The organism is Burkholderia humptydooensis, assembly GCF_001513745.1.
GTDB lineage: Bacteria > Pseudomonadota > Gammaproteobacteria > Burkholderiales > Burkholderiaceae > Burkholderia > Burkholderia humptydooensis.
In genome coordinates, this window is record NZ_CP013382.1 from 1,262,977 (window position 1) to 1,286,046 (window position 23,070).

Genomic DNA, 23,070 nt, shown 5'->3' on the forward strand with positions numbered 1-23,070 from the left:
AGCGAGGCGAGGCGAACGTGACGGGCGCGAGCGTGAAGACCGTGTGCCCATACTGCGGCGTCGGCTGCGGGATGGTGCTGCATGTCGAGGGCGGCGAGGTGGTCAAGGTGTCCGGCGATGCCGAGCACCCGACCAATTTCGGGCGTCTGTGCACGAAGGGCTCGTCCGCGCACGTCGCGCTGCGCAACGCGGGCCGGCTGGAGCGCGCGTTCGTGCGCGACGCGCGCGACCGCGATCCCGCGCCCGTGCCGATCGCCGACGCGATCGCGCAGACCGCGCGCCGGCTGCGCGCGGCGCTCGACGCGCACGGCCCCGACGCGCTTGCGTTCTACGTGTCGGGGCAGATGTCGCTCGAAGCGCAGTACCTCGTCAACAAGCTCGCGAAAGGCTACGTGCGCACGCCGCACATCGAATCGAACTCGCGGCTCTGCATGGCGAGCGCGGGCAGCGGCTACAAGCTGTCGCTCGGCGCGGACGGCCCGCCCGGCTCGTACCAGGATTTCGACTGCGCGGACCTGTTCTTCGTGATCGGCTCCAACATGGCCGACTGCCATCCGATCCTGTTCCTGCGGATGATGGATCGCGTGAAGGCGGGCGCGAAGCTCGTCGTCGTCGATCCGCGCCGCACCGCGACGGCCGAGAAGGCGGACCTGTTCCTGCAGATCCGGCCGGGCACCGATCTCGCGCTGCTCAACGGCCTGCTGCATCTGCTGCACGCGAGCGGCAGGACCGACGCCGAATTCATCGCCGCGCACACCGAAGGCTGGGACGCGATGCCGGATTTTCTCGGCGACTACACGCCGCAGCGGGTCGCCGCGATCACGGGCCTCGCCGAGGCAGACATCCGGCTCGCCGCGCAATGGATCGGCGACGCGCGCGAATGGACGAGCTGCTGGACGATGGGGCTCAACCAGAGCACGCACGGCACATGGAACACGAACGCGATCTGCAACCTGCATCTCGCCACGGGCAAGATCTGCCGGCCGGGCAGCGGGCCGTTCTCGCTGACCGGCCAGCCGAACGCGATGGGCGGCCGCGAGATGGGCTACATGGGGCCGGGGCTGCCCGGCCAGCGCTCGGCGCTCGACGGCGACGACCGCCGTTTCGCCGAGGACGTATGGGGGCTGCCCGTCGGCACGATTCGCCCGGACGCGGGCGGCGGCGCCGTCGACCTGTTCGCGAAGATGGCGGCGGGCGACGTGAAGGCGTGCTGGATCATCTGCACGAATCCGGCCGCGACCGTCGCGAACCGCAAGAACGTGATCGCCGGGCTGCAGGCGGCCGAGGTCGTGATCGTGCAGGACGCGTTCCTCGACACCGAGACGAACCGCTACGCTGACATCCTGCTGCCCGGCGCGCTGTGGGCGGAAGCCGAGGGCGTGATGATCAATTCGGAGCGCAACCTGACGCTGATGCGGCAGGCGGTCGAGCCGCCCGGCGACGCGTGGCCGGACTGGCGGATCGTCGCGGCGGTCGCGCGCGAGATGGGCTACGGCGACGCGTTCGACTATGGTTCGGCTGCCGAAGTATTCGATGAGATCCGGCGCTTCGCGAATCCGAAGACGGGCTACGACCTGCGCGGCGCGAGCCATGCGGCGCTGCGCGATGCGCCGCTGCAATGGCCGTGTCCGCCGGACGGCGGACAGGACCGCCATCCGGTCCGCTACCTGAACGACGGCGCGAGCCGGACGCGCGTGACGCTGCCCGACGGCCGCGTGCCGCGGGTCGCATTCCCGACGCCGACCGGCAAGGCGCGCTTCCACGCGCGGCCGCACGTCGCGCCGGCCGAGATGCCGACGCCCGAATTCCCGATCGTGCTGAATACGGGGCGCCTGCAGCATCAATGGCACACGATGACGAAGACGGGCAAGGTCGCGATGCTGAACAAGCTCAATCCGCGTCCGTTCGTCGAGATCCATCCGGACGACGCGGCCGCGCTGTCGATCGCCGCGAAGGACGCGGTGGAGATCCGCTCGGCGCGCGGCCGCGCGGTGCTGCCCGCCGTCGTCACGGATCGCGTGCAGCCAGGCGCGTGCTTCGCGCCGATGCACTGGAACGACGTCTACGGCGACGATCTGTGCGTGAACGCGGTCACGAACGACGCGGTCGATCCGGTGTCGCTGCAGCCTGAACTCAAATTCTGCGCGGTCGCGCTCGCGCGCGTCGACGCGCCGGGCAACGCGGACGCCGGGGGCGACGTCGAGGCGGACGACCGCGCTCGCGCGCCGCGCGCCGCATGGCACGAAGCAACCAGCTCGCACGAAGCCGATGCGCACGCCGCGCGCGAAGCGGCCCGCGCCGCCGCCTCCTCCGAGGAACCCGACATGTCCGACATCGACCCCTTCGCCGCGCTGCTCGGCGTTCCCGCCGCGGCGAGCGCGCCGCAGCTCACCGACGCGGAGCGCGTCTACGTCGCGGGCTTCGTGAGCGGGCTGCGCTCGGCCGAGGGGCGGCGTGCGGCCGGCGTGCCCGTGCTGCCCGCGAGCGCGCCGTTCGATGCGAGGGCGCGTCTGTGGGTCGACGGGCTGCTCGCCGGGCTGTTCAGCCGCGCGCCGGGCGGCGCGGCGGCGCGCGTGGACTCGCTCGTCGACGCGCGCGCGGATGCGGCGCAGCCGGCAGCGCGCGCGGCCGCCGATGCGCCGAGCGCGCCGAGCGGCGTGAGGATCGTGCGCACGCGGCCGAAGGTGGTGCTGCTGTGGGCGTCGCAGACGGGCAACGTCGAATCGCTGACCGAGCGCTACGCGACGCAACTGATGGACTCGGGCTTCGAGATCCGCGTCGCGTGCATGGCCGACTATCCGGCCGCGTCGCTCGCGAAGGCGCAGTACGCGCTGCTGATGACGAGCACGTTCGGCGACGGCGACGCGCCCGACAACGGCCAGGATTTCTGGGCGGCGCTCCTCGCGGAGGACGCGCCGCGCGCCGACGGGCTGCGCTACGCGGTGCTCGCGTTCGGCGACCGCAACTACGACCAGTTCTGCGGCCACGGCCGCCGGCTCGATGCGCGGCTCGCCGCGCTCGGCGCGACGCGGCTCGTCGAGCGCGTCGACTGCGACGCCGAATTCCAGCCGGCCGCCGACGCGTGGCTCGAGCGCGCGATCGCGCGGATCAAGGAAGAGGATGCGGCGCTGCACGCGGTGCCGGCGGACGGGATGATTCCGTCGGGCGCGATTCCGACGAAGACGCGTCCGGCCGCGTCGCGGCTCGTCGCGAACCTGCGGCTCAACGAGCCGGGCGCGGCGAAGGATACGCGCTGCGTGTCGCTGTCGACGGACGGCGCGGCGCTCGAATACGAAACGGGCGACGCGCTCGGCGTGTGGCCGGCGAACTGCCCGGAGCTCGTCGACGAGCTGCTGACGCTCACGCGCCTGAAGCCGGACGCGCCGGTGGCGGTCGCGGGCGTGGGCGAGCTGCGGCTTGCCGACGCGCTCGCGAAGCATCTCGACATCACGCGGCCGCATCCTGACGCGCTCGCGTTCGTCGCGTCGCGCAGCCGCTCGGGCGAAGCGCTCGCGCGCCTGCTCGGCGACGACCGCAAGGCCGACCTGAAGCAGTGGCTATGGGGCCAGCAGCTCGCCGACGTGCTGCACGAGTTTCCACTGGAGCTCTTGGCGGCCGAGCTCGTCGGCATGCTCAAGCGCCTGCAGCCGCGGCTCTATTCGATCGCGTCGAGCCCGAACGCGCATCGCGGCGAGATCCACCTGACGGTGTCGGCCGTGCGCTACGGCAACGGGCGGCGGCAGCGCAAGGGCGTCGCGTCGACGTTCCTCGCGGACCGCGCGGCCGACGCGCCCGTGCCGGTGTTCGTGCAGAAGTCCGCGCATTTCCGGCTGCCGGCGGGTGGTGACGTGCCGATCGTGATGGTCGGACCGGGCACGGGCATCGCGCCGTTCCGCGGCTTTTTGCACGAGCGCCGCGTGCGCGGCGCGAAGGGGCGCAACTGGCTGTTCTTTGGCGAGCAGCACGCGGACACCGATTTCTATTACCGCGACGAGCTCGCGCAGATGCGCGCGGACGGCTTCCTCACGCGGCTCGACGTGGCGTTCTCGCGCGACCAGACAGAGAAGATCTACGTGCAGGACCGGATGGTCGAGCAGGGCGCGGCGCTGTGGGCGTGGCTCGAGGAGGGCGCGCATTTCTACGTGTGCGGCGACGCGTCGCGCATGGCGAAGGACGTCGACGCGGCGCTGAAGACAATCGTCGCGCGGCATGGGGGGATGACCGACGAGCAGGCGGCGGACTACGTCGCGCGGCTCGCGAAGGACAAGCGTTATGCGAGAGACGTTTATTGAAGCGGGCGCGCCGCGCGACGGCGGCGCGGCGACGCCGAGGAACACGGCTTACGTGGGGCCGGCGCAGATGTACGGGCGCAGGCGGCGGGTGCGCAGCCGCGCCGCGCGGGAGGCCGCGCGCATGCGCGCGTGCCGGGACCGGAGCGCGCGCTTGCGCGGCGCGGCGGCTTGAGGCGCGCGGGCGGGTGCCGGCGCGAATCCTGCCGGGTCGGGGATCGCCGCGTTCGCGGCGGTGGTGGGGGCGGCGGCGCGCGGACAGCGGCGCGACGCCGCGCGTCAGAGCATGCGCGCCCGGTCTTGCGCGCGCCGTCCGCCGGCGCGGCGTCGCGCGTCAGCCCGCGAACTCGTCCTTCAACGCCCGATACAGCCGCCGATAGCGCGCGAGCCGCTCGCCGAGCAGGCCCGCCGACGCCGGGTCGGGCCGGTACGTCTCCGCGATCGCCGGCGCGGTGCACACGTCGTCGATCGCATCGTGCGTCGCCGCGAGCCGCGCGAGCCGCGCCGCGCCGAGCGCCGCGCCGACCGCGCCGCTCGCGTGCCGGTGCATCGCGAGCCCCGTCGCGTTCGCGCACAACTGCGCCCAGAACGCGCTCTTCGAGCCGCCGCCGATGAACGACGCGTCGTCGAGCGTCGTGCCGGCGCGGCGCAGCGCTGCGTAGCCGTCCGCCATCGCGAACGCGACGCCTTCCATCACCGCATACGCGAGGTCGCCCGCGCGATGCTCGCTCGCGAGCCCGAAGAACACGCCGCGCGCGTTCGCGTCGTTGTGCGGCGTGCGTTCGCCGCTCAGGTAGGGCAGAAACAGCGGCGCGCGCGATGCGTCCGCGCGCTCGGCGAGCGCGGGCAGCGTGTCGACGGCGACGTCGTGCGTCTTCGCGAACCAGTCGAGGCTCGCCGCGGCCGACAGGATCACGCTCATCTGATGCCAGCGCTCGGGCAGGCAATGGCAGAATGCGTGCACGCCGTCGCCGGGATTCGGCGCGAAGCGGTCGTTGCCGGCGAACAGCACGCCCGACGTGCCGAGCGACAGGAACCCGCTGCCCGCGTTCGCGACGCCCATGCCGATCGCGCTCGCCGCGTTGTCGCCCGCGCCGCCCGCGATCGTGACGGGGCCGGCCACGCCCCATTCGCGCCGCAGCGCGTCGCGCAACTGCGCGGCCGCGGCGCTGCCTTCGACGAGGCGCGGCATCTGCTCGCGCGACAGCTCGGTCGCGGCGAGCATCCGCTCGGACCAGTCGCGCCGGCCGACGTCGAGCCACAGCGTGCCGGACGCGTCCGACATGTCGGACACGAATTCGCCGGACAGCCGCCACGCGACGTAATCCTTCGGCAGCAGCACCTTGTGCGCGGCGCGGAACACCGCGGGCTCGTATTTCGCGAGCCACAGCAGCTTCGGCGCGGTGAAGCCCGGCATCGCCATGTTGCCGGTGATCGCGCGCGATTCGGGCACGAGCGCCTCGAGCTCGACGCATTCGGCCGCGGCGCGCGTGTCGTTCCACAGGATCGCGGGGCGCAGCACTTGCCCCGCGCGGTCGACGAGCGTCGCGCCGTGCATCTGGCCGGACAGGCCGATCCCGCGCAGCGCGGCAAAGCCGCGCGGGTGCACGGCGCGCACGGCGGCGAGCGCGTCGAGCGTCGCGTGCCACCACGCCTGCGGGCTTTGCTCGGACCAGTGCGGGTGAGGCCGCTCGACGGCGAGCGGCGCGCTGCCCGTGGCGAGCGGCGCGGAATCGGCGTCGGTTAGGATCGCCTTGACTTCGGACGTGCCGAGATCGATGCCGAGGAAGGTCACGGGTGGAGGCTCCGGTGTGAAAGGGTGACGGTGCGCGCGGCGTGCGACGGCGCGGTGGGTGCGACGAGTGCGGCGGGTGCGGCGTCCGTGGCCGGCGCCGCGGACGCGGCGGGCCGCGCGTGCGGTTCGTGCTTCGCCTGCGGCTCATGCGGCTCGTTCAGCCGGTGCAGCGCGCGAAAGCGCGACGGCGGCATTCCCTTCATGGCGAGGAATTGCCGGTTGAAGTTCGACAGGTTGTTGAAGCCGACGCGATAGCAGATGTCGGTGACGCTCAGCGCCGAGCACATCAGCAGCTCGCACGCCTCGTTGATCCGCAGCCGGTTCAGGTACTGGACGAACGTCGAGCCGGTATGCCGGCGAAAGAAGCGCGTGAACGTGCTGACGCTCATGCCGGCGAATTCGGCGACGTCCGCCTCGCGCAGCGTGCCCGGCAGGTTCTGCCGCAGGTACGCGAGCACCTGGTTGATCGTGGACGACATGTAGTGCTGCGCGTCGATCCGGTAGCCGGGGCCGGCGAGCATGCGGCGCGCGGCGCACGACGACAGCCGGTCGAACAGCGACATCAGCACCTCGACGCGCCGGCAGCCGTGCGCGCTCGCGAGCTCGATCATCAGCGGCGCGACGGCAAGCCCCACCTCGTCCGGAAACTGCACGCCGCGCGACGCTTCGTCGATCAGGTCGAGCACCGGCTGCAGCTCGGCGAACGCGGCGACCATCTTCTCGGCCGCCTCGCGCGAGAACTGCAGCACGACGTCGCGCGACGGCACGCGCTCGCCGGGGCCGAGCTCGCTGATCCAGTTGTGCGGCAGGTTCGGCCCGGTGACGACGAGGTTGCCGGGCGCGAAATCGCCGATATGGTCGCCGACGAAGAACTTGCCGCGCGACGCCTGGATCAGGTGGATTTCGTACTCCGGATGAAAATGCCACTTCGCGACCGTGTGCGGATAGTCGTGCGACCACGCGCGAAACGATTCGTCGCGGCGGGTGGGGACGATCTCGAGGTCTGGGTTCATCTGTCGCTCCTGCGCGTGCACGGGCCGGCGCTCGCCGTTCAAGAGCGCGACATCGTCAGCCCGTGCGGCGCGCCCGGCGACGGCCGCATCGCGGCGCCGGCGGGCGTCCCGGCGCCGGGCAGCATCACGTTGCGCCCGGTCGCCGCGTCGAACAGATGCAGGTCGCGCTCGTCGAACGTGAACGTTACCACGGCGCCGAGCGCGGGGGCGGCCGACGCGGGCACGAGCGCCGAGAACGGCGTGCCGTTCCAGCCGAACGTGACGAGCGCCTCGGCGCCGAGCAGCTCGACGAGCTCGACGCGGCCTTCGAGCGCGAGCGCGCCCGCCGGCCCGGACGCGTTTTGCGCGCCGGCGCCGGCGCCCGTCGCGATCCGGAGATAGTTCGGCCGGAGCGCGAGCTTCACGCGCAGGCCGTCGGCCAGGCCCGCGAAGCGGCGCGCGGCGAGCGGCCAGCGCGCGCCGCCCGCCGCGAGCGTGACGCCGCCCGCCGCGCGCTCGATCGCGCCGTCGGCGAAGTTCATCGCCGGCGTGCCGATGAAGCCCGCCGCGAACACCGTGTGCGGGCAGCCGTACAGCTCGGCCGGCGTGCCGAGCTGCTCGATGCGCCCGCCGCGCATCAGCACGACGCGGTCCGCAAGCGTCATCGCCTCGAGCTGGTCGTGCGTCACGTACAGCGTCGTCGTCTTCAGCCGCTGGTGGAGCCGCTTGATGTCGCCGCGCAGTTGCGCGCGCAGCTTCGCGTCGAGATTCGACAGCGGCTCGTCGAACAGGAACACGTCGGGCGTCTTGATCATCGCGCGCGCGATCGCCGCGCGCTGCTGCTGGCCGCCCGACATCGCGCGCGGCTTGCGCTCGAGGAGCGCGTCGAGGCTCAGCACGCGCGCGACCTCGCGCACCCGCCGGTCGATCTCGGCGGCGGGCACCTTCAGGCGCCGCAGCCCGAACGCGATGTTCTCGTATACGGTCATGTGCGGATACAGCGCGTAGTTCTGGAACACCATCGCGACGTTGCGCTCGCGCGCGGCGAGATCGTTGACGACGGTGCCGCCGATCGCGAGCGCGCCGCCCGTGATGGTTTCGAGCCCGGCGATCATCCGCAGCATCGTCGATTTGCCGCAGCCCGACGGGCCGAGCAGCACGATGAACTCGCCGTCGCCGATCTCGAGATCGAGCGGATGCAGGACGGGCGCGCCGCCGTCGTAGCGTTTCGTCAAACCGGTGCAGACGATCTGTGCCATCGCTCAATCCATTTCGATCTGAATCTTCACGTCGTGCGGCTGGCCGCTCGCCGCCGCCTCGAACGCGCGCAGGCCGTCCGAGAACGGGAACGTGCGCGAAATGAACGGCTTCACGTCGATCGCGCCGGACGCGATCAGCGCGAGCGCGCGCGGGAAGACGTTCGCGTAGCGGAACACCGATTCGATCCGCGCTTCCTTCGCCTGCAGCGAGACGACGTCGAGCGGCACCGGATCGAGCGGCATCCCGACCAGCACGAGGCAGCCGTTCGGGCACAGCAGGTCGACGATCCCCGCATACGCCTTCGCATTGCCGCTTGCCTCGAACACGACATCCGCGCCCCAGCCGTCGGTTTCGCGCGCGACCGCTTCGGCGAGCGACTGCGTGCTCGCGTCGACCGTCGTCACCGCGCGGTTCGACGCGAACAGCGCGAGCTTCTCCTTGACGACATCGGCAAGAATCACGCGCGCGGCGCCGCCCGCGAGCGCGGCGAGCGCCGTCATCGCGCCGATCGTGCCCGCGCCGACGACGACGGCGATGTCGCCCGGCTTCATCGCCGCTTTCTTCGCGGCCTGCAGCCCGATCGCGAGCGGCTCGACGATCGCGCCCTCGGCGAACGACACGTTCTCCGGCAGCCGGTACGTGAACGCCGCCGGATGCACGACGTAGGGCGTCAAGCAGCCGTGCACGGGCGGCGTCGCCCAGAAGCGCACCGACGGATCGAGGTTGTAGAGGCCGTGCAGCGTCGCTCTTGAATCGAAGCGCGGGATGCCGGGCTCCATGCAGACGCGCTCGCCCACGCGCAGGTACGTGACGTCGCGCCCGACCTCGACGACCGTGCCCGACGCCTCGTGGCCGAGCACCATCGGCGCGTCGACCCGGAACGGGCCGATTCCGCCGTGCGTGTAGTAGTGGACGTCGCTGCCGCACACGCCCACCGTGTGGATGCGGATCTTGACGTCGGACGGGCCGACATCGAGCGGCAGGTCGATGTCGCGCAGCGCGAGGTCGCGCGCCTTTTCGAGTACGAGGGCTTTCAACGGATTCTCCTTGTTGGCCGCTTATCGGCCTTTGAGCATCGAGTTCAGCAGCCGGCTCAGCATGCCGACGAAGACGAGGGGCGGCAGCGCGAGCAGCACCGTCGACGCGTTGATCACGCCCCACGGCACCTCCTGGCCGAGCGACGTGAACGCGGAAGCGACGACGGGCAGCGTCGCCGAGCGCGACGACGTGAGTGCGAGCGCGATCATCAGCTCGTTCCAGACGAGCACGAAGCTGAACACGATGCCGCCCAGCAGCGTGCTCGCGCAAACGGGCAGCGCGACGCGCCAGAACACCGCGTACGGCCCGTAGCCGTCGAGCGCGGCCGCCTCCTCGATCTCGCGCGGCAGCCGGCGGAACACGGGAATCGACAGCCACGTGATCGTCGACAGCGTGACGAGCAGATACGTGACGATCATCGACAGCTTCGTGTCGTAGAGCCCGAGGTCGACCCAGATCGCGATCAGCGGAATCGCGACCGCGACGGGCGGCAGAAAGCGCAGCGACAGCAGGAAGAACTGGATGTCGCGCTTGCCGCGCACCGGATAGCGGGCGATCGCGTATGCGGCGGGCACGCCGAGCACGGCGCCCAGCACGACCGCCGCGCCGACGATCGCGAGGCTGTTGCAAAGGCCGATCGTCACCTCGGGGCTCGACAGCACCTGCCGGTAGTTGTCGAGCGTCGGCGCGAAGATGAAGCGCGGCGTCGGCGTGACGATGTCGAGCAGGCGCTTGAGCGAATTGATGAGCGCCCAGGCGAGCGGAAACACGGCGACGAGCGCGATCGCGCCGCCGATTGCGATGGCGCCGCCGCGCGCGATCAGTCGTCCCATTTGTCGACCCGCTTCCAGATGAACGTGAACACGAGCGTCGTCGCGACCATCATCAGCACCGCCATGCTCGACGCGTACGACACCTTGCCCGACAGCCCGATGCCTTGCGCGTACGCGTACATGTCGAGCGTCTCGGTCGCGATGCCGGGGCCGCCCTTGGTCATCACGTAGATGAGATCGAACGAGCGCAGCGATTCGACCATCTTGATGAACACGAGGCTCATGATCGGCGCCTTGAGCATCGGCAGCGCGATGTACGCGTAGACCTGCCACGTCGACGCGTAGTCGAGCCGCGCCGCTTCGAGCGGCTCGGGCGGCAGCGTCTCCAGCAGCTTGAGCACGACGACGGAGAAGAAGAGGCCCCATTGCCAGACGTCGACGAGCGCGACCGCGACGAGCGCGAGATGCGGATCGGCGAGGAACGCGGTGTTCGCGACGCCGAGCGTGCCGAGCAGCCAGCTCAGGATGCCCGTGAGCGGCGCGTACATGAACTTCCAGATGAACGCGGCCGACACGCGCGGCAGCAGCACCGGCATGATCAGGATCAGCACCGCGGCGCGGCGCCAGCGGCCGTGCACGCGCTCGAACAGGAACACCGCGAGCGCGATGCCGACCACGACCGCGCCCGCGACCGTGACGATCTCCCACAGCGCCGATACTTCGATCGCGTTCACGAAGCGCCGGTCGGACGCGAGCCGCGCGAAGTTGCGCAGGCCGACGTAATCGCTGTCCGCGTAGCGCAGCACGCGGTTCTTCAGCGCGAGGTTGATCGCGGCGATCGTCGGCACGAGGCCGAGCACCGCCATCAGCGCGAGCGGCGGGCCGAGAAAGAGCCAGGGCAGGCTCGTCTTGCCATGATTGAACATCGGAATCTCCTGCGAGGCGGGCGATGAGGCGATGAGGCGAAGCGGGCGAAGGCGCGCAGCCGCGTCGTCCGATGGCCGCATGGCCGCCGCGCCGCCCGCGCATGGCGTCACTTGCGTGCGCCGTGCGCCATCGCGTCCTTCGCGTACTGCGCCGCGTCGTCGAGCGCGCCCCGCACGTCGGTCTGCGTGCCCGTGAAGATTTCCTCGAGCGCGATGCCGAGGTTGTCGCCGATGTCGGGCCATTGCGGCGTCGCCCAGATCGTCGCTTTCGTCACCGGGTTCGTATCGGCGAGGCCCGCGAGGATCTGCGGCTTCACGTGCTGCCTGAAGTAGTCGCCGCCGATCGTGCTCGTGCGGTTGTAGTCGCTGAACACGCCGTTGCGCAGCCGCGCCTGCTCCTGCTCCTTGCTCGTCGCCCACGCGATGAAGCGGCCCGCCGCCTGCCGCGTGCAGTCGTCCTTCGCGCCGACCGACGAGATCGCGAGCCCGTGCCCGTAAGCGGCCGACGGCAGCGGCGCGGGCGGCCGCACGTAGCCGACCTTGCCTGCGACGCTCGACTTGGACGGGTCCTCCATCCAGTCGGCGAACGGCGTCGATTCGATCATGAACGCGACCTTGCCCGAGCGGAACGCTTCGAGCGCGTTGCTCCAGTCGTAGGTCGCCGCGCCGGGCGGCGCGTACTTGAAGAGATCGCGGTAGCGTTCGGTCGCCTGCACCGCGGCGGGCGAGTTGAACGCCGGCTGGCCGCTCTTGTCGGTCCACGCGCCGCCCTGCGCGAGCATGAACGGCGCCCAGCGCCACACGTTCATGCCCGAGCCGCGCTGGCCGCGCGCGACCCAGCCGTACAGCTTCGGCGGCGCGTTCAGCTTCCTGATCGCGGCGACGAGCTCGTCGACCGTCTTCGGCACCGGGATGCGCGCGGCGTCGAGCAGGTCGCGGCGATAGAACAGGAAATCGCCGCCGCCGATGAGCGGCGCGAAGTACGCGACGCCCTTGTAGCTCGCGACCGCGCGGCGGCCGGGGAGGAAGTCGTCGTAGTCGTATTCCTTCGGGTAGTACTTGAGGAGCGGCGCGATCCAGCCGGCCGACGCGAATTCGGCGACATTCGCCTCGTCGACGTAGTAGACCTGATACGAGCCCGCGCCCGTCGACGCGTCGAGGCGCGATTTCGCGCGGCGGTCGTTTTCGCCGAAGTAGCTGATCTCGATTCGGGTGCCGCTCGTCTTTTCGTAGTCGGGCAGCGACTTCTCCATCACCGAAAGGCCGAGGCTCTTCTGCGCGAGCACCTTGAGCGTCGGCACCTTGCAGACTTGCGTCGCGGCCGTCGCCGCGACCGGCACGCACGCGCCGACGAGCGCTGCGGCCAACAGGAATCGCATCGTGTTCACCAGTGTCTCCTTGATTCTGCTTGTCTTCCGTCGTGCGGGCGGCGCCGACGGTAGGAGCAACTGTAGTGAGTCGCAGCGCGGGTTCACTACGTCAAAAGAAATCGGCTGCCGATACTTTTTTGTCACGGTTGGCGTTGCGCTGCACAATTCATGTCGGTCGGCGCGACTCCGCCGCATCGTCCCCCATCGCCCCCGTCGACTCCATCGACGAAATCGGCGAGATCGCGATTGAAACGCTCGGGCTCTTCGAGAAACGGCGCGTGCCCCGAGTCGGGATACAGCGTGCTCCGGACCCGCGTGTTGACTGCCTTCGCGCGGGCAATCGACGGCTCGGCATGAACGAGCGCGTCCCGCGCGCCGTAGACGAGCCACATCGGCACCCGCGCTCGCCCGAGCCCGTGCGCGAGCGGAATCGTCATCGACGGAACGGCCCGTTGCATGTCCCACGAAGCGAGCGCGGCGTTCGCGAGCAGGCGCTCGAACGTCTCGCGATCCGGCGGCCGATGGAAGCACCGGCCGACGAACGCGCGCTCGCCGTCCAGATGCGTTTTCAGATCGGCGGACGTCATGTCGCGGTAGACGTCCGGATGCGCGACGATCTGATCGGGCGCCAGCTCGATCACGCCGCCGACATACACGGCGCCCGCGATGTCGCCGTCGCCGTAGACCGCCAGATAGTTCGTGATGACGGCCGCGCCGAGCGACCAGCCGACGAGCACGGGCTTGCGCGCGTGCGACGACCGGATCACGGCCGCCAGATCGTCGGCCCAGCGGCGGCCGTCGGCATAGGCGCCCGTCCCGGCCGGTTTGCCGGACAGGCCGTGGCCGCGCAGGTCGTATGTGATGAGCCGGTGCCGCAGAAGCCGCGGGTCTTTCAGTTGCGCGTCCCAATTCAGGCGGCTGCCGAGGAGGCCGTGGACGAAGATGATCGGCGAACCGTCGGGGTCGCCCGACTCCTGGATCGCCAGCGTCACGCCGTCGGGCGCGACGGCCGTGTAGCCGTGCGTGTCAGCCGGCGCGCCGGCAGCGGCGACGCAGAGCCAGAGCGCCGCCGATAGCGCGGCGAAGGTGCGGCGAAGCAGGTGTGAACGCATGAATCGAGACTCCGGAGTGGATGGAGCCGGTAGTTTCAACCTTCACACAGGTGTCAGAGTCAAGCGGAAACGGTGCTATCCTCGCCGACATGAACGAGACCCCGGCACCGCGCGCGTTGTCGATCGGCGAGCTCGCGCGCGAGACCGGCGCGAGCGTCCGGTCGATCCGACATTACGATCAGCACGGCCTGCTGACCTCGGCGCGGGCGTGCAACGGCTACCGGTCGTTCCCGCTCGCGGCGATCGCGCAGGTCGCGCAGATCCAGCGCCTGATCGCAACAGGATTCAGCCTTGCCGAGATCCGTTCGTTCCCTGACTGCATGCGCATGATCGAAGGCGCGGCCATGTGCCCGGAAACCACCGATGCGCAACGCAGGCGGCTTGCGTCGATCGAGCGCCAGATCGTCGAGCTCGAGCGCCGGCGCGCGCGTCTGATCAGGACGCTGACTGAAGGCACGGTGCCGCCGCTCGACTGAGCGGCTTCGGGTGCTTCAGGACGAGCTGCTGCGGATACGTGAGCGCGGCGGGAGCGTGACGGGCGAAGGGCGGCCGCTTGCTGGGCGTGTCGGCATGCCGCACGCGGCGCGTGCCTCGCCATCTGTCATATTCCGGCCGCCGCGCCGACTGTAGTCGTGCCGGGCCCGTTCGCGGGCGTCCGGCGCATCGATTCGACTACGGAGGACGGCAGTCATGAAAAAAGCAGGGTTCCGGATCGGCTCGCACGCGATCGCGCTCGCATTGGGTTTCGCGCTCGGCGTGTATGCGTTGCCGATCCTGACCGCCGAGCCGGGCGCGACCGAAACCGAGCTGCGCCCGCTCGCCGATCGCGCGCTCTACACCGGGCGCTTCGAGCGGGGCCTCACGCGCGGCGATCCGCTGCACTGGGCGGACGGCAAGCTGTCCGTCGCGCGCACGGCGCTCGCATTCGAGGGGCGCGTCGCGCCGGGCCCCGACTACAAGATCTACCTCGTGCCGGGGTTCGTCGCATCGAAAGAGGCGTTTCTCGCGGTGAAGCCGCGCGCGCGGCGAGTCGGCGAGCTGAAGACGTTCGGCGATTTCGTCGCGCCGCTCGCGGCGGACGTCGATGTCGATGCGTACACGACCGTCGTGATCTGGTGCGAACGGTTCTCGCAGTTCATCGGCGCGGCGCAGTACCGGTGACGCGCGCCGCCCGTTACGTTCGGTTCGCCGTCACCACGCGAGCGCAAAACGGAACGAGGCACAGCAGGGCGGCGAGCATCCAGAGCGCGCTTTCGAGCCCGACGCTGCGCGCGACGAAGCCCATCCCGGCCGGGTCGACCAGATGGCCCGCGTAGCCGGTGATCAGCAGCGCGCTCCAGTCGAGGCATCGCGCCGACGCGATCTCTCCGAAAAACGGCCTCGCGGCCATCCGGCCGTCATCGTGATTCCGCTCTGGTATCGTACGCTTCGCATCAGGCGCGGCCGCGTCGCGTCCGGCCCCGCCGCGCGCGGGCGGGCCGGCGGCCGAGAACAGCGGAACAGTCGATGAAACCCGAAATGATCATTCAAACCTACGGCGCGGACACGTCCGGCATGGTGTGCGGATTCCGCTTCGCGTCCGCGGCCGAATGGGCGGCGGGCCGCGACGCGCGGCCGGGTGAATTCCGGTGGCTGCACTTCAATCTGGCGCACGGCGCGAGCGAGCGCTGGATGCGCGCGCATCCTCGATCTGCCGGAGACGTTCTACGAATTCCTGCGCGAAGGCTCGCACTCGACGCGGATCGAGCAGCAGGAGGGCGCGCTGCGCGCGGTCGTCAACGACGTGATGTTCAGCCTCGATCTGGAGGCGTCCGAGATCGCGACGATGTGGGCGTACGTCGATCGCCGGATGAGGGTGACCGCGCGCGCGAAGCCGCTGCGCTCGCTCGGCACGTTGCGCGAGAGCGTGCGTGAGGGCGGCGAGTGGCGGACCGGGGGGCATCTGCGCACCGCAGCAACTCGCCAGGAAGAACGAAACTTTTTTCTCGCGAAGTGTCGATTTCGGCGGGCCTATCCGTCGTCTGCATGACCGCATGCGATTCGCGCATGCATCGAGCCACCCCTGACAGGAGATTTGCGATGGCGATTCAAAAGATCACGCCTTTTCTTTGGTACTCGACGCAAGCCGAGGAGGCCGCCGCTTTCTACGCGGGCATCTTTCCGGATTCGCACGTGGTGCGTGTCACCGCGGTGCCGAGCGCCGGCTCGACGAAGCTCGTCGAGTTCGTGCTGTTCGGGCAGCCCTTCTTCGCGATGAGCCACCCGCGGACCGAGTCGTTCAACCACGCGATATCGTTCCTGGTGAGCTGCCGCGATCAGGCGGAGCTCGACCGCTACTGGAGCGCGTTGCTCGAAGGCGGCGGGGCGCCCGACGACTGCGGATGGCTGCGGGACCGCTTCGGCGTCTCGTGGCAAATCGTGCCGGACGATCTGATCGCGATGATGGCCGACGCCGACCCCGTGAAGGCCGCGCGCGTCGCCGATGCGATGATGAGCATGCGGAAGTTCGACGTCGCCGCGCTCAAAGCCGCCTATGCGGGGGCGACGGATTGACGAAAAGGGGCCGCCGGCGAATCCGTCAGCCGTTCAGCGGCAACGTGCGCTCGGCAAGATACCGCGTGAAGTCGCCGCGAACCTCGGGGTGGCGAAGCGCGAACTCGACCGTCGCCTTCAGATAGCCGAGCTTGCTGCCGCAGTCGAAACGGGCGCCGTCGTATTTGTACGCGAGCACCTGCTCTTCGGACAGCAGCGACTGGATCGCGTCGGTCAATTGCAGCTCGCCGCCCGCGCCGGGAGTGAGTTCGCGCAGATGCTTGAAGATCCGCGGCTTCAGCACGTAGCGGCCGACGACGCCCAGGTTCGACGGCGCATCTTCGGGCGCGGGCTTCTCGACGATCGCCGACATCTTGACGACCGATTCCGCCCACTCCTTGCCGTCGACGATTCCGTAGGATCGCGTATCGTCGGGCGGAATCTCTTCGACGCCGATCACCGAGCTGTGATAGTGGTCGAACACGTCGACCATCTGCTTCATCACGGGCGGCCTGCCGTCGAGCAGGTCGTCCGCGAGGATCACGGCGAACGGCTGGTTGCCGACGAGCTTTTCCGCGCACAGCACCGCATGCCCGAGGCCGAGCGCTTCGGACTGGCGCACGTAGAAGCAGTCGACGTGGCGCGGCTTGATGCCGCGCACGAGATCGAGCAGCTTTTCCTTGCCGCGCGCTTCCAGTTCCGCCTCGACTTCATACGATTTGTCGAAGTGATCCTCGATCGCGCGCTTGCTGCGGCCCGTCACGAAGATCATTTCGGTGATGCCCGCCGCGATCGCCTCTTCCACCGCATACTGGATCAGCGGCTTGTCGACGACAGGCAGCATCTCCTTCGGGCTTGCTTTGGTCGCCGGCAGGAATCGCGTACCCAATCCGGCCACGGGGAATACGGCTTTCGTTACTTTGAGCATGGTGTTTTCCTGGTGCGTGCAGTGTTTGTGTGTAGGAGGGCGGCGTGGCGCGCCTTGCCGACGGGAGCGCCGGTCATGCGAAGGACTCTGCCTCGTCGCGAACCGGCGTCCTCGCGTCGTCGTGCGGCATCGCGCGGCGGCTGCGAGCCTGCGCGTGCAGCGCGTCGAAGCAGCGCCGCTCGCTCAGCGCGAGCAGCAGGTTCTTGCCCGCGAGCGGCTCGCCGGCGACGATCGACGGCAGAAGCCGTGCGGCGACGTGCGGGCGGCCGCGCGTTTCGGGCCGGTGCTTGACATAGAAGCCGACGTCGCGCACGGCGAAATCGATGACGGCCTGCGGATCGTCAATGTCGGGCAGATCGCTTCGCAATCGGCGCTCCCACGCAATCGCGTCGTCGATGACCTGCGGGTGATCGATTTCCTCCGGAATGCAAAAGAGTTTGCGCGATTGCACGGCGTCGATGGTCAGGCTGGTGAATCTCGCTATCCACACGCTGCCCGTGAATCCGGCGAGAATCGGGAAGAACCACAGCATGATGTCGCCGGGCGAGACCCAATTGCGCGAGAGCGCCGCGATCATCAGCGCGCGGGCGCCCGAGATGCCATGAATGGCGTAAGCCATCGAGGCCCAGCAGACGACGCCGATCACGCTGATCCAGCCGAAGTGCCGAAAGCATGCGGACCAGGGCAGGGGCTCGTCGTCGCGCTGCTGGGTGCCCCATGAAATGCTGCGCCGTTTGATCCAGAGCCACACGAAGCGGGTCACGTAGATCATCATGATCGGCGAGAAGAAGAACGAGAATATCGTCTCGAGCAGCAGCGACCACATCAGCTTGTCCTTGCCGCCGAAACCGCGCGCGCGGTCGCGCTTCACATGCACGACGAAGGCGAGGACCCGCGGCATGAACAGGAACACGAGCGACGAGATCAGCAGCATCAGCATCGGCATCTGCAGAACCTGGATCGCGCCGATGACGAGCGCGCCGTGGCTCAGGAAGTGAACCATTCCGTAGGCCGAGACGACGAGGAACATCGCCCACAGCGGCGCGGCGAGATAGCCCATCGAGCCGTTCAGGAACGTCTCGCGATGCACCGAGCGCAGGCCGTCGATGAACAGGAACCGCAGATGCTGCATGTTGCCCTGCATCCACCGGCGTTCGCGGATCAGGAATCCGAGAAGATTCGCCGGAATTTCCTCGTAGCTCCCTTCGAGCTCGGGCAGGAACCAGACCTCGTAGCCCGCGCGGGCCATCATCGCGGATTCGATGATGTCGTGGCTCAGCGGCTTGCCGCCCCAGGGCGGCGTTCCGGGCAGCTCGGGCAGGATGCAGTACTTGATGAACGGCTTCATCCGTATCATCGCGTTGTGGCCGATGTACGACGCGTGCCCCATGAACATCGCCTGCAGGCTGTACGAGAAGACCGAGCCGTACAGCCGGGCGGCGAACTGCTGCATCCGGCCGAAGAGGCTTCGCCGCATCACGGGCTTCGGGTTCGTCTGCAGGATGCCGATCCGGAGGTTGCCCTCCATCATCCGGAGCAGCGCGACGATCGCGTTGCCGTCCATGATGCTGTCGGCGTCCATCACGAGCATGTACTCGTACTTCTTGCCCCAGCGGCGGCAGAAATCGGTGACGTTGCCGAGCTTCGCGTTCAGGTTGACCGGACGGCGGCGATAGAAGAACCGGCCGCCCGGGAACTGCTCCCTCAGCTTGTGAACGGCCGCCTGCTCGACGACGCCGTACTCGAGCCTGCGGCTGTCCGACAGCAGGAAGTTGTCGAAATGATGGCTGTATTCCGGGTGATCGCGCTCGATCGACGCCCACGTGGCGGCCATCCCGGCGGCGACGCGCGCGACGTCCTCGTGATACACCGGATAGACGATCGCGACCTTCGCGCCCGCGCGCGGCTCCTGCGCGGATTTCGACGGATGCCACGGATTGTTGCCGGGCCCGCGCAGCGTATGCCACGTCCCGATGAGGAGCTTGAAGAAATTGGCGGCCAGGAACCACGTCATGATCCCGTAGATCACGAGATAGATCTTGATCGTGATCTCGGGCATTTGTTGCGCGCGCAACGTGTAGTGGGACAGCATCAGGATCACGATCGTCGTGATCAGCGTGAGCGCGAGCGACACCTTGCGCCGGTATTCGACGACCTGCTCCCAGCCAGGCGGCTGGCCGACAGGCGCCTTCAGCGATCGGGACCGACGAAAGCGCCGCCAGACATTGTGTTTCCACGACACGTTCAGCGGCGGCGGCGCGACGGTGATCCGCTCGGGCCTCGGCTGGATGACGGGCGCCTGATTCGCGTCGAGCCACGCGTGGAGGTCGTCCCACGTGCGCACCGATGCGCGAAGCCGCCGGGCCTCGCCGGCGGGGAGGCCCAACTGGTCGATATAGGCGTCGAACGTCATGTCACTTCACGGCCTGCACGGGCAGCGCGAGCTGGAACAGGATGCCGATGGCCCGCTCGACCGGGACGATCGGCGCTTCGGCGACGTAGATCATGTCGCCGTCCTTGATCGGGAAGCTGTGCGAAGCGATGAGGCCCTGCAGGTTGTTCCATGCGAAGTCGTAGAGCACCGGGCGTTCGCCTTGCGGCGTTTGTTCGAGAACGAATACCGCGTGGTCGTCGGCGAGGTTCGCGTCGAGCCCGGACGCCGACGCGAGCACTTCGGCCAGCGTCGGCGGATGGGCGAAGCCGAATTGCCCGTTCTTGCGCACGCCGCCGCCGACGACGGTCACGCGCACGAGCGGCGCACGCTTGACCAGCACGCGATCGCCCGGTTCGAGCGCCGCTTGCCGCGCGAGCGCTTCTTCGAGCGGCAGCGTGACCGATGCGCCTTTGCGCAGGACGGTCACTTGCGTCGCGACGTTGTCGCTGTCGCGCCCGCTGGTGGTGCCGACGAGATCCGCGCCGTTGCCGAGCGCCTGCGTGAGGGCGGATGTCAGCGACAGGCCCGCGGGCGTCCACGCAATGAGCTTCGGTGCGCCGATCGCGCCCGTCACGATGACGCTGCTCTGCGACGTCGATGCAATGGTGATCTTCGCCGACGGGCTTTGCAGGATGCCGAGCGACGCGTAGCGGCGCGCGACAGCCCTCTGCGCGTCGTCGGGGCCGAGTGCGCCGACAGGCGTCGGGCCGACATAGGGCAGATCGATCGTGCCTTTTTCGGACACCGTATAGTTGCCGAGATCGATGGGCGACGGGACGTTCGACGCGCCTTGCTGCGAATCGGCGCCCGGCCACGGGGAGATCGTCCACAGGGTCACGTGCAGGACGTCGCCTGGGGCGAACGTGAACGCGCCGTGATGCGTCGCTTGCGACAGATCGGAAACGGCTCGCTCGATCGCGGCCCGGCGGCTCGCCGCATCCTTCTCAGCGCGTTCCCGCGCGAGCGCCGGCGTGACGTTGACGATGTCGACGTCGGTGTTCGACCTGACGGTGGAGACGGACGGGCCGGCGGACGGCAGCAGGCCGCATGCGGACAGCGCCAGCGTCGCGCCGGCGAGCCCGGCGCGAGCGGCTCGGGAGAAGTGGGTCATCGGAGTAGTCCCCAAAGAACGAGAGTCGCAAGGAAGACGCCGGCGATCCATTCGAGGCGCCGGGGCAGTTCGGGCGCGCGCGGGCTGGACGGTGCGCTGATGATGTTCAAGTAGTACTTGTTCTTCATCGCGTTCAGTTGCGCCTGCTGCACAGCCGTTTCGATTTCCCGCAAGAGCGCGACGTCGTTGTTGCGCGCGACGGTCAGCGCTTCATAGCGCGCGGCGCGCCGCGACAGCGTCTTGCCTTCCGCTTCGGTGCTCGCGATCTTGGCCTGAATGGCCGTCATCGCCGCGCGCAGGTTTTGCGCGACCGGATTGTTCGGCGTTGCTTTCACGATTGCGTCGTACTGCGAGGCGAGGCGGGTCTTCTGCTCGTTCAGCGAGTTCAGCAGCGCGAGATTGGATGTGTACAGCTCCGACGGATCGTGGATGCCGGTCGACACGCGATACGCCGACAGCGCCGCTTCGTCGCTCTTCAGCTTCGCTTCGATGGCGGCGCGGCGATCGACGGCGTTTTTCATGTAATCGCTTTCTTGCTGGCGATTCATGTTGTCGATGTGGCGGACGGAATCCTGCAGCACCCGCTCGGCGACGGCTGCGGCCGCCGTGGGCGAATAGCCTTGCACCGACAGCGACACGATCCCGCTGTTCTGGTCGATCGCCGCATTCACCCGATTCTGGTAGTAGTGCCACAGCGCGACGTCGTTCTTGCGGAAAAGCGTCGCGAGGCCGCCGTAACGGCTCACGAAATCGCCTTGACCGTAGTGTTTCGGCAGATCGACGGACTTCGCGACGTTCCGGTACTCGTCCCACGATCCGATGTAGTCCTTAACGATGTAGGCGCCTTCGATCGAATTGCCGCCGCCCGTGCCGGACAGCATCGTCGCGAGGCTCTGCGACGACTGCTGGGGCTTGTAGACGATCAGCGACGCAGTCGAAACGTAGACCGGCGATGCGAGGAGAAGGAAGTAGGCAAGGCAGATGAGATTAGGAATCCCGACGATAGCCCAAAAGAGAGGCTGGCGAGGCGTTTTCATATTCTCCCGAAGGTGATTGTGAGTTTTGGTGTCGGGCGTCGCCCGCGCGTGCTAAGTGTTCAAATCAACGGCGATCGAGAAGAGGTCCGCGCGCACCGGATACGGATGGACTGTGGATGTCGTCGCGCCACGGTGGAAGGCGGCGAGCGCGGGGCCGAATCGCCGGCAATCGGCTTGACCGAAGCGGCGGCGCATGGACAGGCGTCGTGGTCGATGATCCGGGGGGCTGCGATGTCGTGCTTTGCACAGGTCTGGTGAAACTCGTATTTCGAAGGTGAAGCCAATACGCAAGCTGCTGTACCTATGCACTATCGACAACGGGAGGGATGACGCAATGGCAGGTCAGGCGAGTTGCAAATTCAATAAATTGTTACAAATTATGAGGGAAACTACCTATATGGTCAAGGCGGTATTCGTCTCTTTTTGTCTTAATCCGTCAAATTGTTTTGACCTTCTTTGCGTCGAGAGAGGAATAGGCGTTGCGGCGAAAGGGCGGACTGAATGTGCAATACACAGCTTTTTGCACAAGTCGAGCGTTTCATTGCGACGGAATTAATCCTTTTGCATCGGAAACATTATGTGCCCGACCCCGAGTGTGCCGCCGTTGCGTCGTTCGACCGGATTTTCGACCACACATGCCGGCTGCGAAGACCGCACGGCGATATTCGGCGGGTAAGCTTACCGGGGGGCGGAAGGTAAGGTTCGTATCTATCGGTTTCGCCGAGTAAGGTGGGTCGATTTGTATTCGATCATTTCGCGGATTTATGCTCGTCCATGTATAGGCAATCAGGCCGATCGTGCTCGGACGAAAGCAATTCGCTACGTACTGCGATGCGAGTCGGCCGGCTGGCTGAATTGAATCGGACATTCATGCGAAGCAGCGAGTGCTGATTGCGATGACCGCAAGCAACTGGACGCGCCGCGCACGAGGGTCTCGGCATTCGCGTCGGGGACGGACGAGGCGGCGGCGAAGATCGACGCAGTGTTGAGTTCGAAGGAGAGCGTCGCCGCGTTGCAACAGCAGATCGCGGAGAACAATCCGTCGGCGGGCAACTTTCAGCACGCACGCATCAAGATCAGCGATCGGATGATCGCACGGCTCAGCGCGGACCCGGACGATTTCTCGATCGATCCGGCCGGCGTTCAGGAGCAGGCAGTCGGGATGGCGGCGCCCGTCGTGTGGTCCTGGCGGATCACGCTGAATCATTGGGGCCGGCACAGGCTTCGGCTCGTTCTCGAGGCGCTCGTCACGGTCGACGGCGGGGCCGTGCCCGCTCGCCTGACGACACTCGACAAGCCGATGCTCGTGACCGTCACGCCGCTCGGCCGGGTCAGGCGTTCGGGTGATGGTTGCCGACTGCCATGTGTACCTCCCTGTGGTTTGAGTTCATCGGACGGCGCGAGGCCGTTCCGTATCGCGTGTGGCTGGAGAAAGCGGGATCGCAACAAACTATTACATTGAATGATGTAACG

The 23,070-nt window shown here is 68.3% G+C and carries 18 protein-coding genes and 2 pseudogenes; 7 read left to right on the forward strand and 13 right to left on the reverse strand.

The genetic code is table 11. The annotated features are described in order from the left end of the window. Positions 1 to 17 precede the first annotated feature (17 nt). Both AQ610_RS24550 and AQ610_RS38220 read left to right on the forward strand, forming a co-directional pair. A complete protein-coding gene (locus AQ610_RS24550) occupies positions 18 to 4,292 on the forward strand; it encodes a bifunctional nitrate reductase/sulfite reductase flavoprotein subunit alpha (protein ID WP_043282842.1) in 4,275 nt (1,424 codons plus the stop codon). After that, positions 4,273 to 4,464, forward strand: coding sequence for a hypothetical protein (locus AQ610_RS38220; RefSeq protein ID WP_080595092.1), 192 nt, complete (start codon positions 4,273 to 4,275; stop codon positions 4,462 to 4,464). Before AQ610_RS24550 ends, AQ610_RS38220 begins: the two co-directional genes overlap by 20 nt. Before the next feature lie 159 nt (positions 4,465 to 4,623). Here AQ610_RS38220 and xylB read toward each other — a convergent pair whose 3' ends face one another. The 8 genes from xylB to AQ610_RS24590 all read right to left on the reverse strand — a co-directional run bounded on the left by xylB (position 4,624) and on the right by AQ610_RS24590 (position 13,555). Further along, on the reverse strand, positions 4,624 to 6,084 hold the full coding sequence (xylB, locus tag AQ610_RS24555; RefSeq protein WP_006027105.1) for a xylulokinase: 1,461 nt from the start codon (positions 6,082 to 6,084) through the stop codon (positions 4,624 to 4,626). Then, on the reverse strand, positions 6,081 to 7,139 hold the full coding sequence (locus AQ610_RS24560; RefSeq protein ID WP_006027106.1) for an AraC family transcriptional regulator: 1,059 nt from the start codon (positions 7,137 to 7,139) through the stop codon (positions 6,081 to 6,083). The genes xylB and AQ610_RS24560 overlap by 4 nt, the downstream gene beginning before the upstream one ends. Beyond that, positions 7,136 to 8,335 carry an ABC transporter ATP-binding protein gene (locus AQ610_RS24565; RefSeq protein ID WP_006027107.1) on the reverse strand — a complete coding sequence of 400 codons (1,200 nt, stop codon included), beginning with the start codon at positions 8,333 to 8,335 and terminating at the stop codon, positions 7,136 to 7,138. The genes AQ610_RS24560 and AQ610_RS24565 overlap by 4 nt, the downstream gene beginning before the upstream one ends. 3 nt (positions 8,336 to 8,338) lie before the next feature. Further along, positions 8,339 to 9,373: an NAD(P)-dependent alcohol dehydrogenase gene (locus AQ610_RS24570; protein WP_006027108.1), complete on the reverse strand. Its 1,035-nt coding sequence runs from the start codon at positions 9,371 to 9,373 to the stop codon at positions 8,339 to 8,341. 21 nt (positions 9,374 to 9,394) lie between these two features. Further along, positions 9,395 to 10,207: a carbohydrate ABC transporter permease gene (locus AQ610_RS24575; RefSeq protein ID WP_006027109.1), complete on the reverse strand. Its 813-nt coding sequence runs from the start codon at positions 10,205 to 10,207 to the stop codon at positions 9,395 to 9,397. Next, the gene (locus AQ610_RS24580; protein WP_009915139.1) at positions 10,195 to 11,073 is read right to left on the reverse strand and encodes a carbohydrate ABC transporter permease; all 879 of its coding nucleotides are present in this window, start codon (positions 11,071 to 11,073) and stop codon (positions 10,195 to 10,197) included. Before AQ610_RS24580 ends, AQ610_RS24575 begins: the two co-directional genes overlap by 13 nt. Positions 11,074 to 11,180: 107 nt before the next feature. Further along, a complete protein-coding gene (locus AQ610_RS24585) occupies positions 11,181 to 12,461 on the reverse strand; it encodes an ABC transporter substrate-binding protein (RefSeq protein ID WP_006027111.1) in 1,281 nt (426 codons plus the stop codon). 122 nt (positions 12,462 to 12,583) lie between these two features. Further along, positions 12,584 to 13,555: an alpha/beta fold hydrolase gene (locus AQ610_RS24590; protein ID WP_006027112.1), complete on the reverse strand. Its 972-nt coding sequence runs from the start codon at positions 13,553 to 13,555 to the stop codon at positions 12,584 to 12,586. Positions 13,556 to 13,644: 89 nt separating this feature from the next. Here AQ610_RS24590 and AQ610_RS24595 point away from each other — a divergent pair, with 89 nt between their 5' ends. Continuing rightward, positions 13,645 to 14,031 carry a MerR family transcriptional regulator gene (locus tag AQ610_RS24595; RefSeq protein ID WP_006027113.1) on the forward strand — a complete coding sequence of 129 codons (387 nt, stop codon included), beginning with the start codon at positions 13,645 to 13,647 and terminating at the stop codon, positions 14,029 to 14,031. Between the two features lie 214 nt (positions 14,032 to 14,245). Further along, positions 14,246 to 14,716, forward strand: coding sequence for a DM13 domain-containing protein (locus AQ610_RS24600; RefSeq protein ID WP_006027114.1), 471 nt, complete (start codon positions 14,246 to 14,248; stop codon positions 14,714 to 14,716). A 13-nt stretch (positions 14,717 to 14,729) separates the two neighbouring features. Here AQ610_RS24600 and AQ610_RS24605 read toward each other — a convergent pair. Then, positions 14,730 to 14,885, reverse strand: a pseudogene (locus AQ610_RS24605) (transporter); the annotation flags it as partial. Between the two features lie 176 nt (positions 14,886 to 15,061). Between AQ610_RS24605 and AQ610_RS24610 the strand changes: the two are divergent. Together AQ610_RS24610 and AQ610_RS24615 are read left to right on the forward strand one after the other, a co-directional pair. After that, positions 15,062 to 15,500: pseudogene (locus AQ610_RS24610) on the forward strand (CorA family divalent cation transporter); the annotation flags it as partial. Between the two features lie 134 nt (positions 15,501 to 15,634). Next, complete coding sequence (locus tag AQ610_RS24615) at positions 15,635 to 16,108, forward strand: VOC family protein (RefSeq protein WP_006027117.1); 474 nt, start codon at positions 15,635 to 15,637, stop codon at positions 16,106 to 16,108. 25 nt (positions 16,109 to 16,133) lie between these two features. Here AQ610_RS24615 and galU read toward each other — a convergent pair whose 3' ends face one another. From galU to AQ610_RS24635, 4 genes are all read right to left on the reverse strand, one after another. Then, a complete protein-coding gene (gene galU / locus AQ610_RS24620; protein WP_015603990.1) occupies positions 16,134 to 17,015 on the reverse strand; it encodes a UTP--glucose-1-phosphate uridylyltransferase GalU in 882 nt (293 codons plus the stop codon). Positions 17,016 to 17,088: 73 nt separating this feature from the next. Then, positions 17,089 to 19,428: a glucans biosynthesis glucosyltransferase MdoH gene (gene mdoH / locus AQ610_RS24625; RefSeq protein WP_006027119.1), complete on the reverse strand. Its 2,340-nt coding sequence runs from the start codon at positions 19,426 to 19,428 to the stop codon at positions 17,089 to 17,091. 1 nt (position 19,429) lies between these two features. After that, complete coding sequence (locus AQ610_RS24630) at positions 19,430 to 20,560, reverse strand: polysaccharide biosynthesis/export family protein (RefSeq protein WP_006027120.1); 1,131 nt, start codon at positions 20,558 to 20,560, stop codon at positions 19,430 to 19,432. Continuing rightward, on the reverse strand, positions 20,557 to 21,597 hold the full coding sequence (locus tag AQ610_RS24635; RefSeq protein ID WP_006027121.1) for a KpsE/RkpR family capsule polysaccharide export protein: 1,041 nt from the start codon (positions 21,595 to 21,597) through the stop codon (positions 20,557 to 20,559). Before AQ610_RS24635 ends, AQ610_RS24630 begins: the two co-directional genes overlap by 4 nt. A 982-nt stretch (positions 21,598 to 22,579) precedes the next feature. Between AQ610_RS24635 and AQ610_RS24640 the strand changes: the two genes are divergently transcribed. After that, positions 22,580 to 23,059, forward strand: a complete 480-nt coding sequence (locus AQ610_RS24640) for a hypothetical protein (protein ID WP_006027122.1) — start codon at positions 22,580 to 22,582, stop codon at positions 23,057 to 23,059. The last annotated feature ends 11 nt before the right edge of the window (positions 23,060 to 23,070 follow it).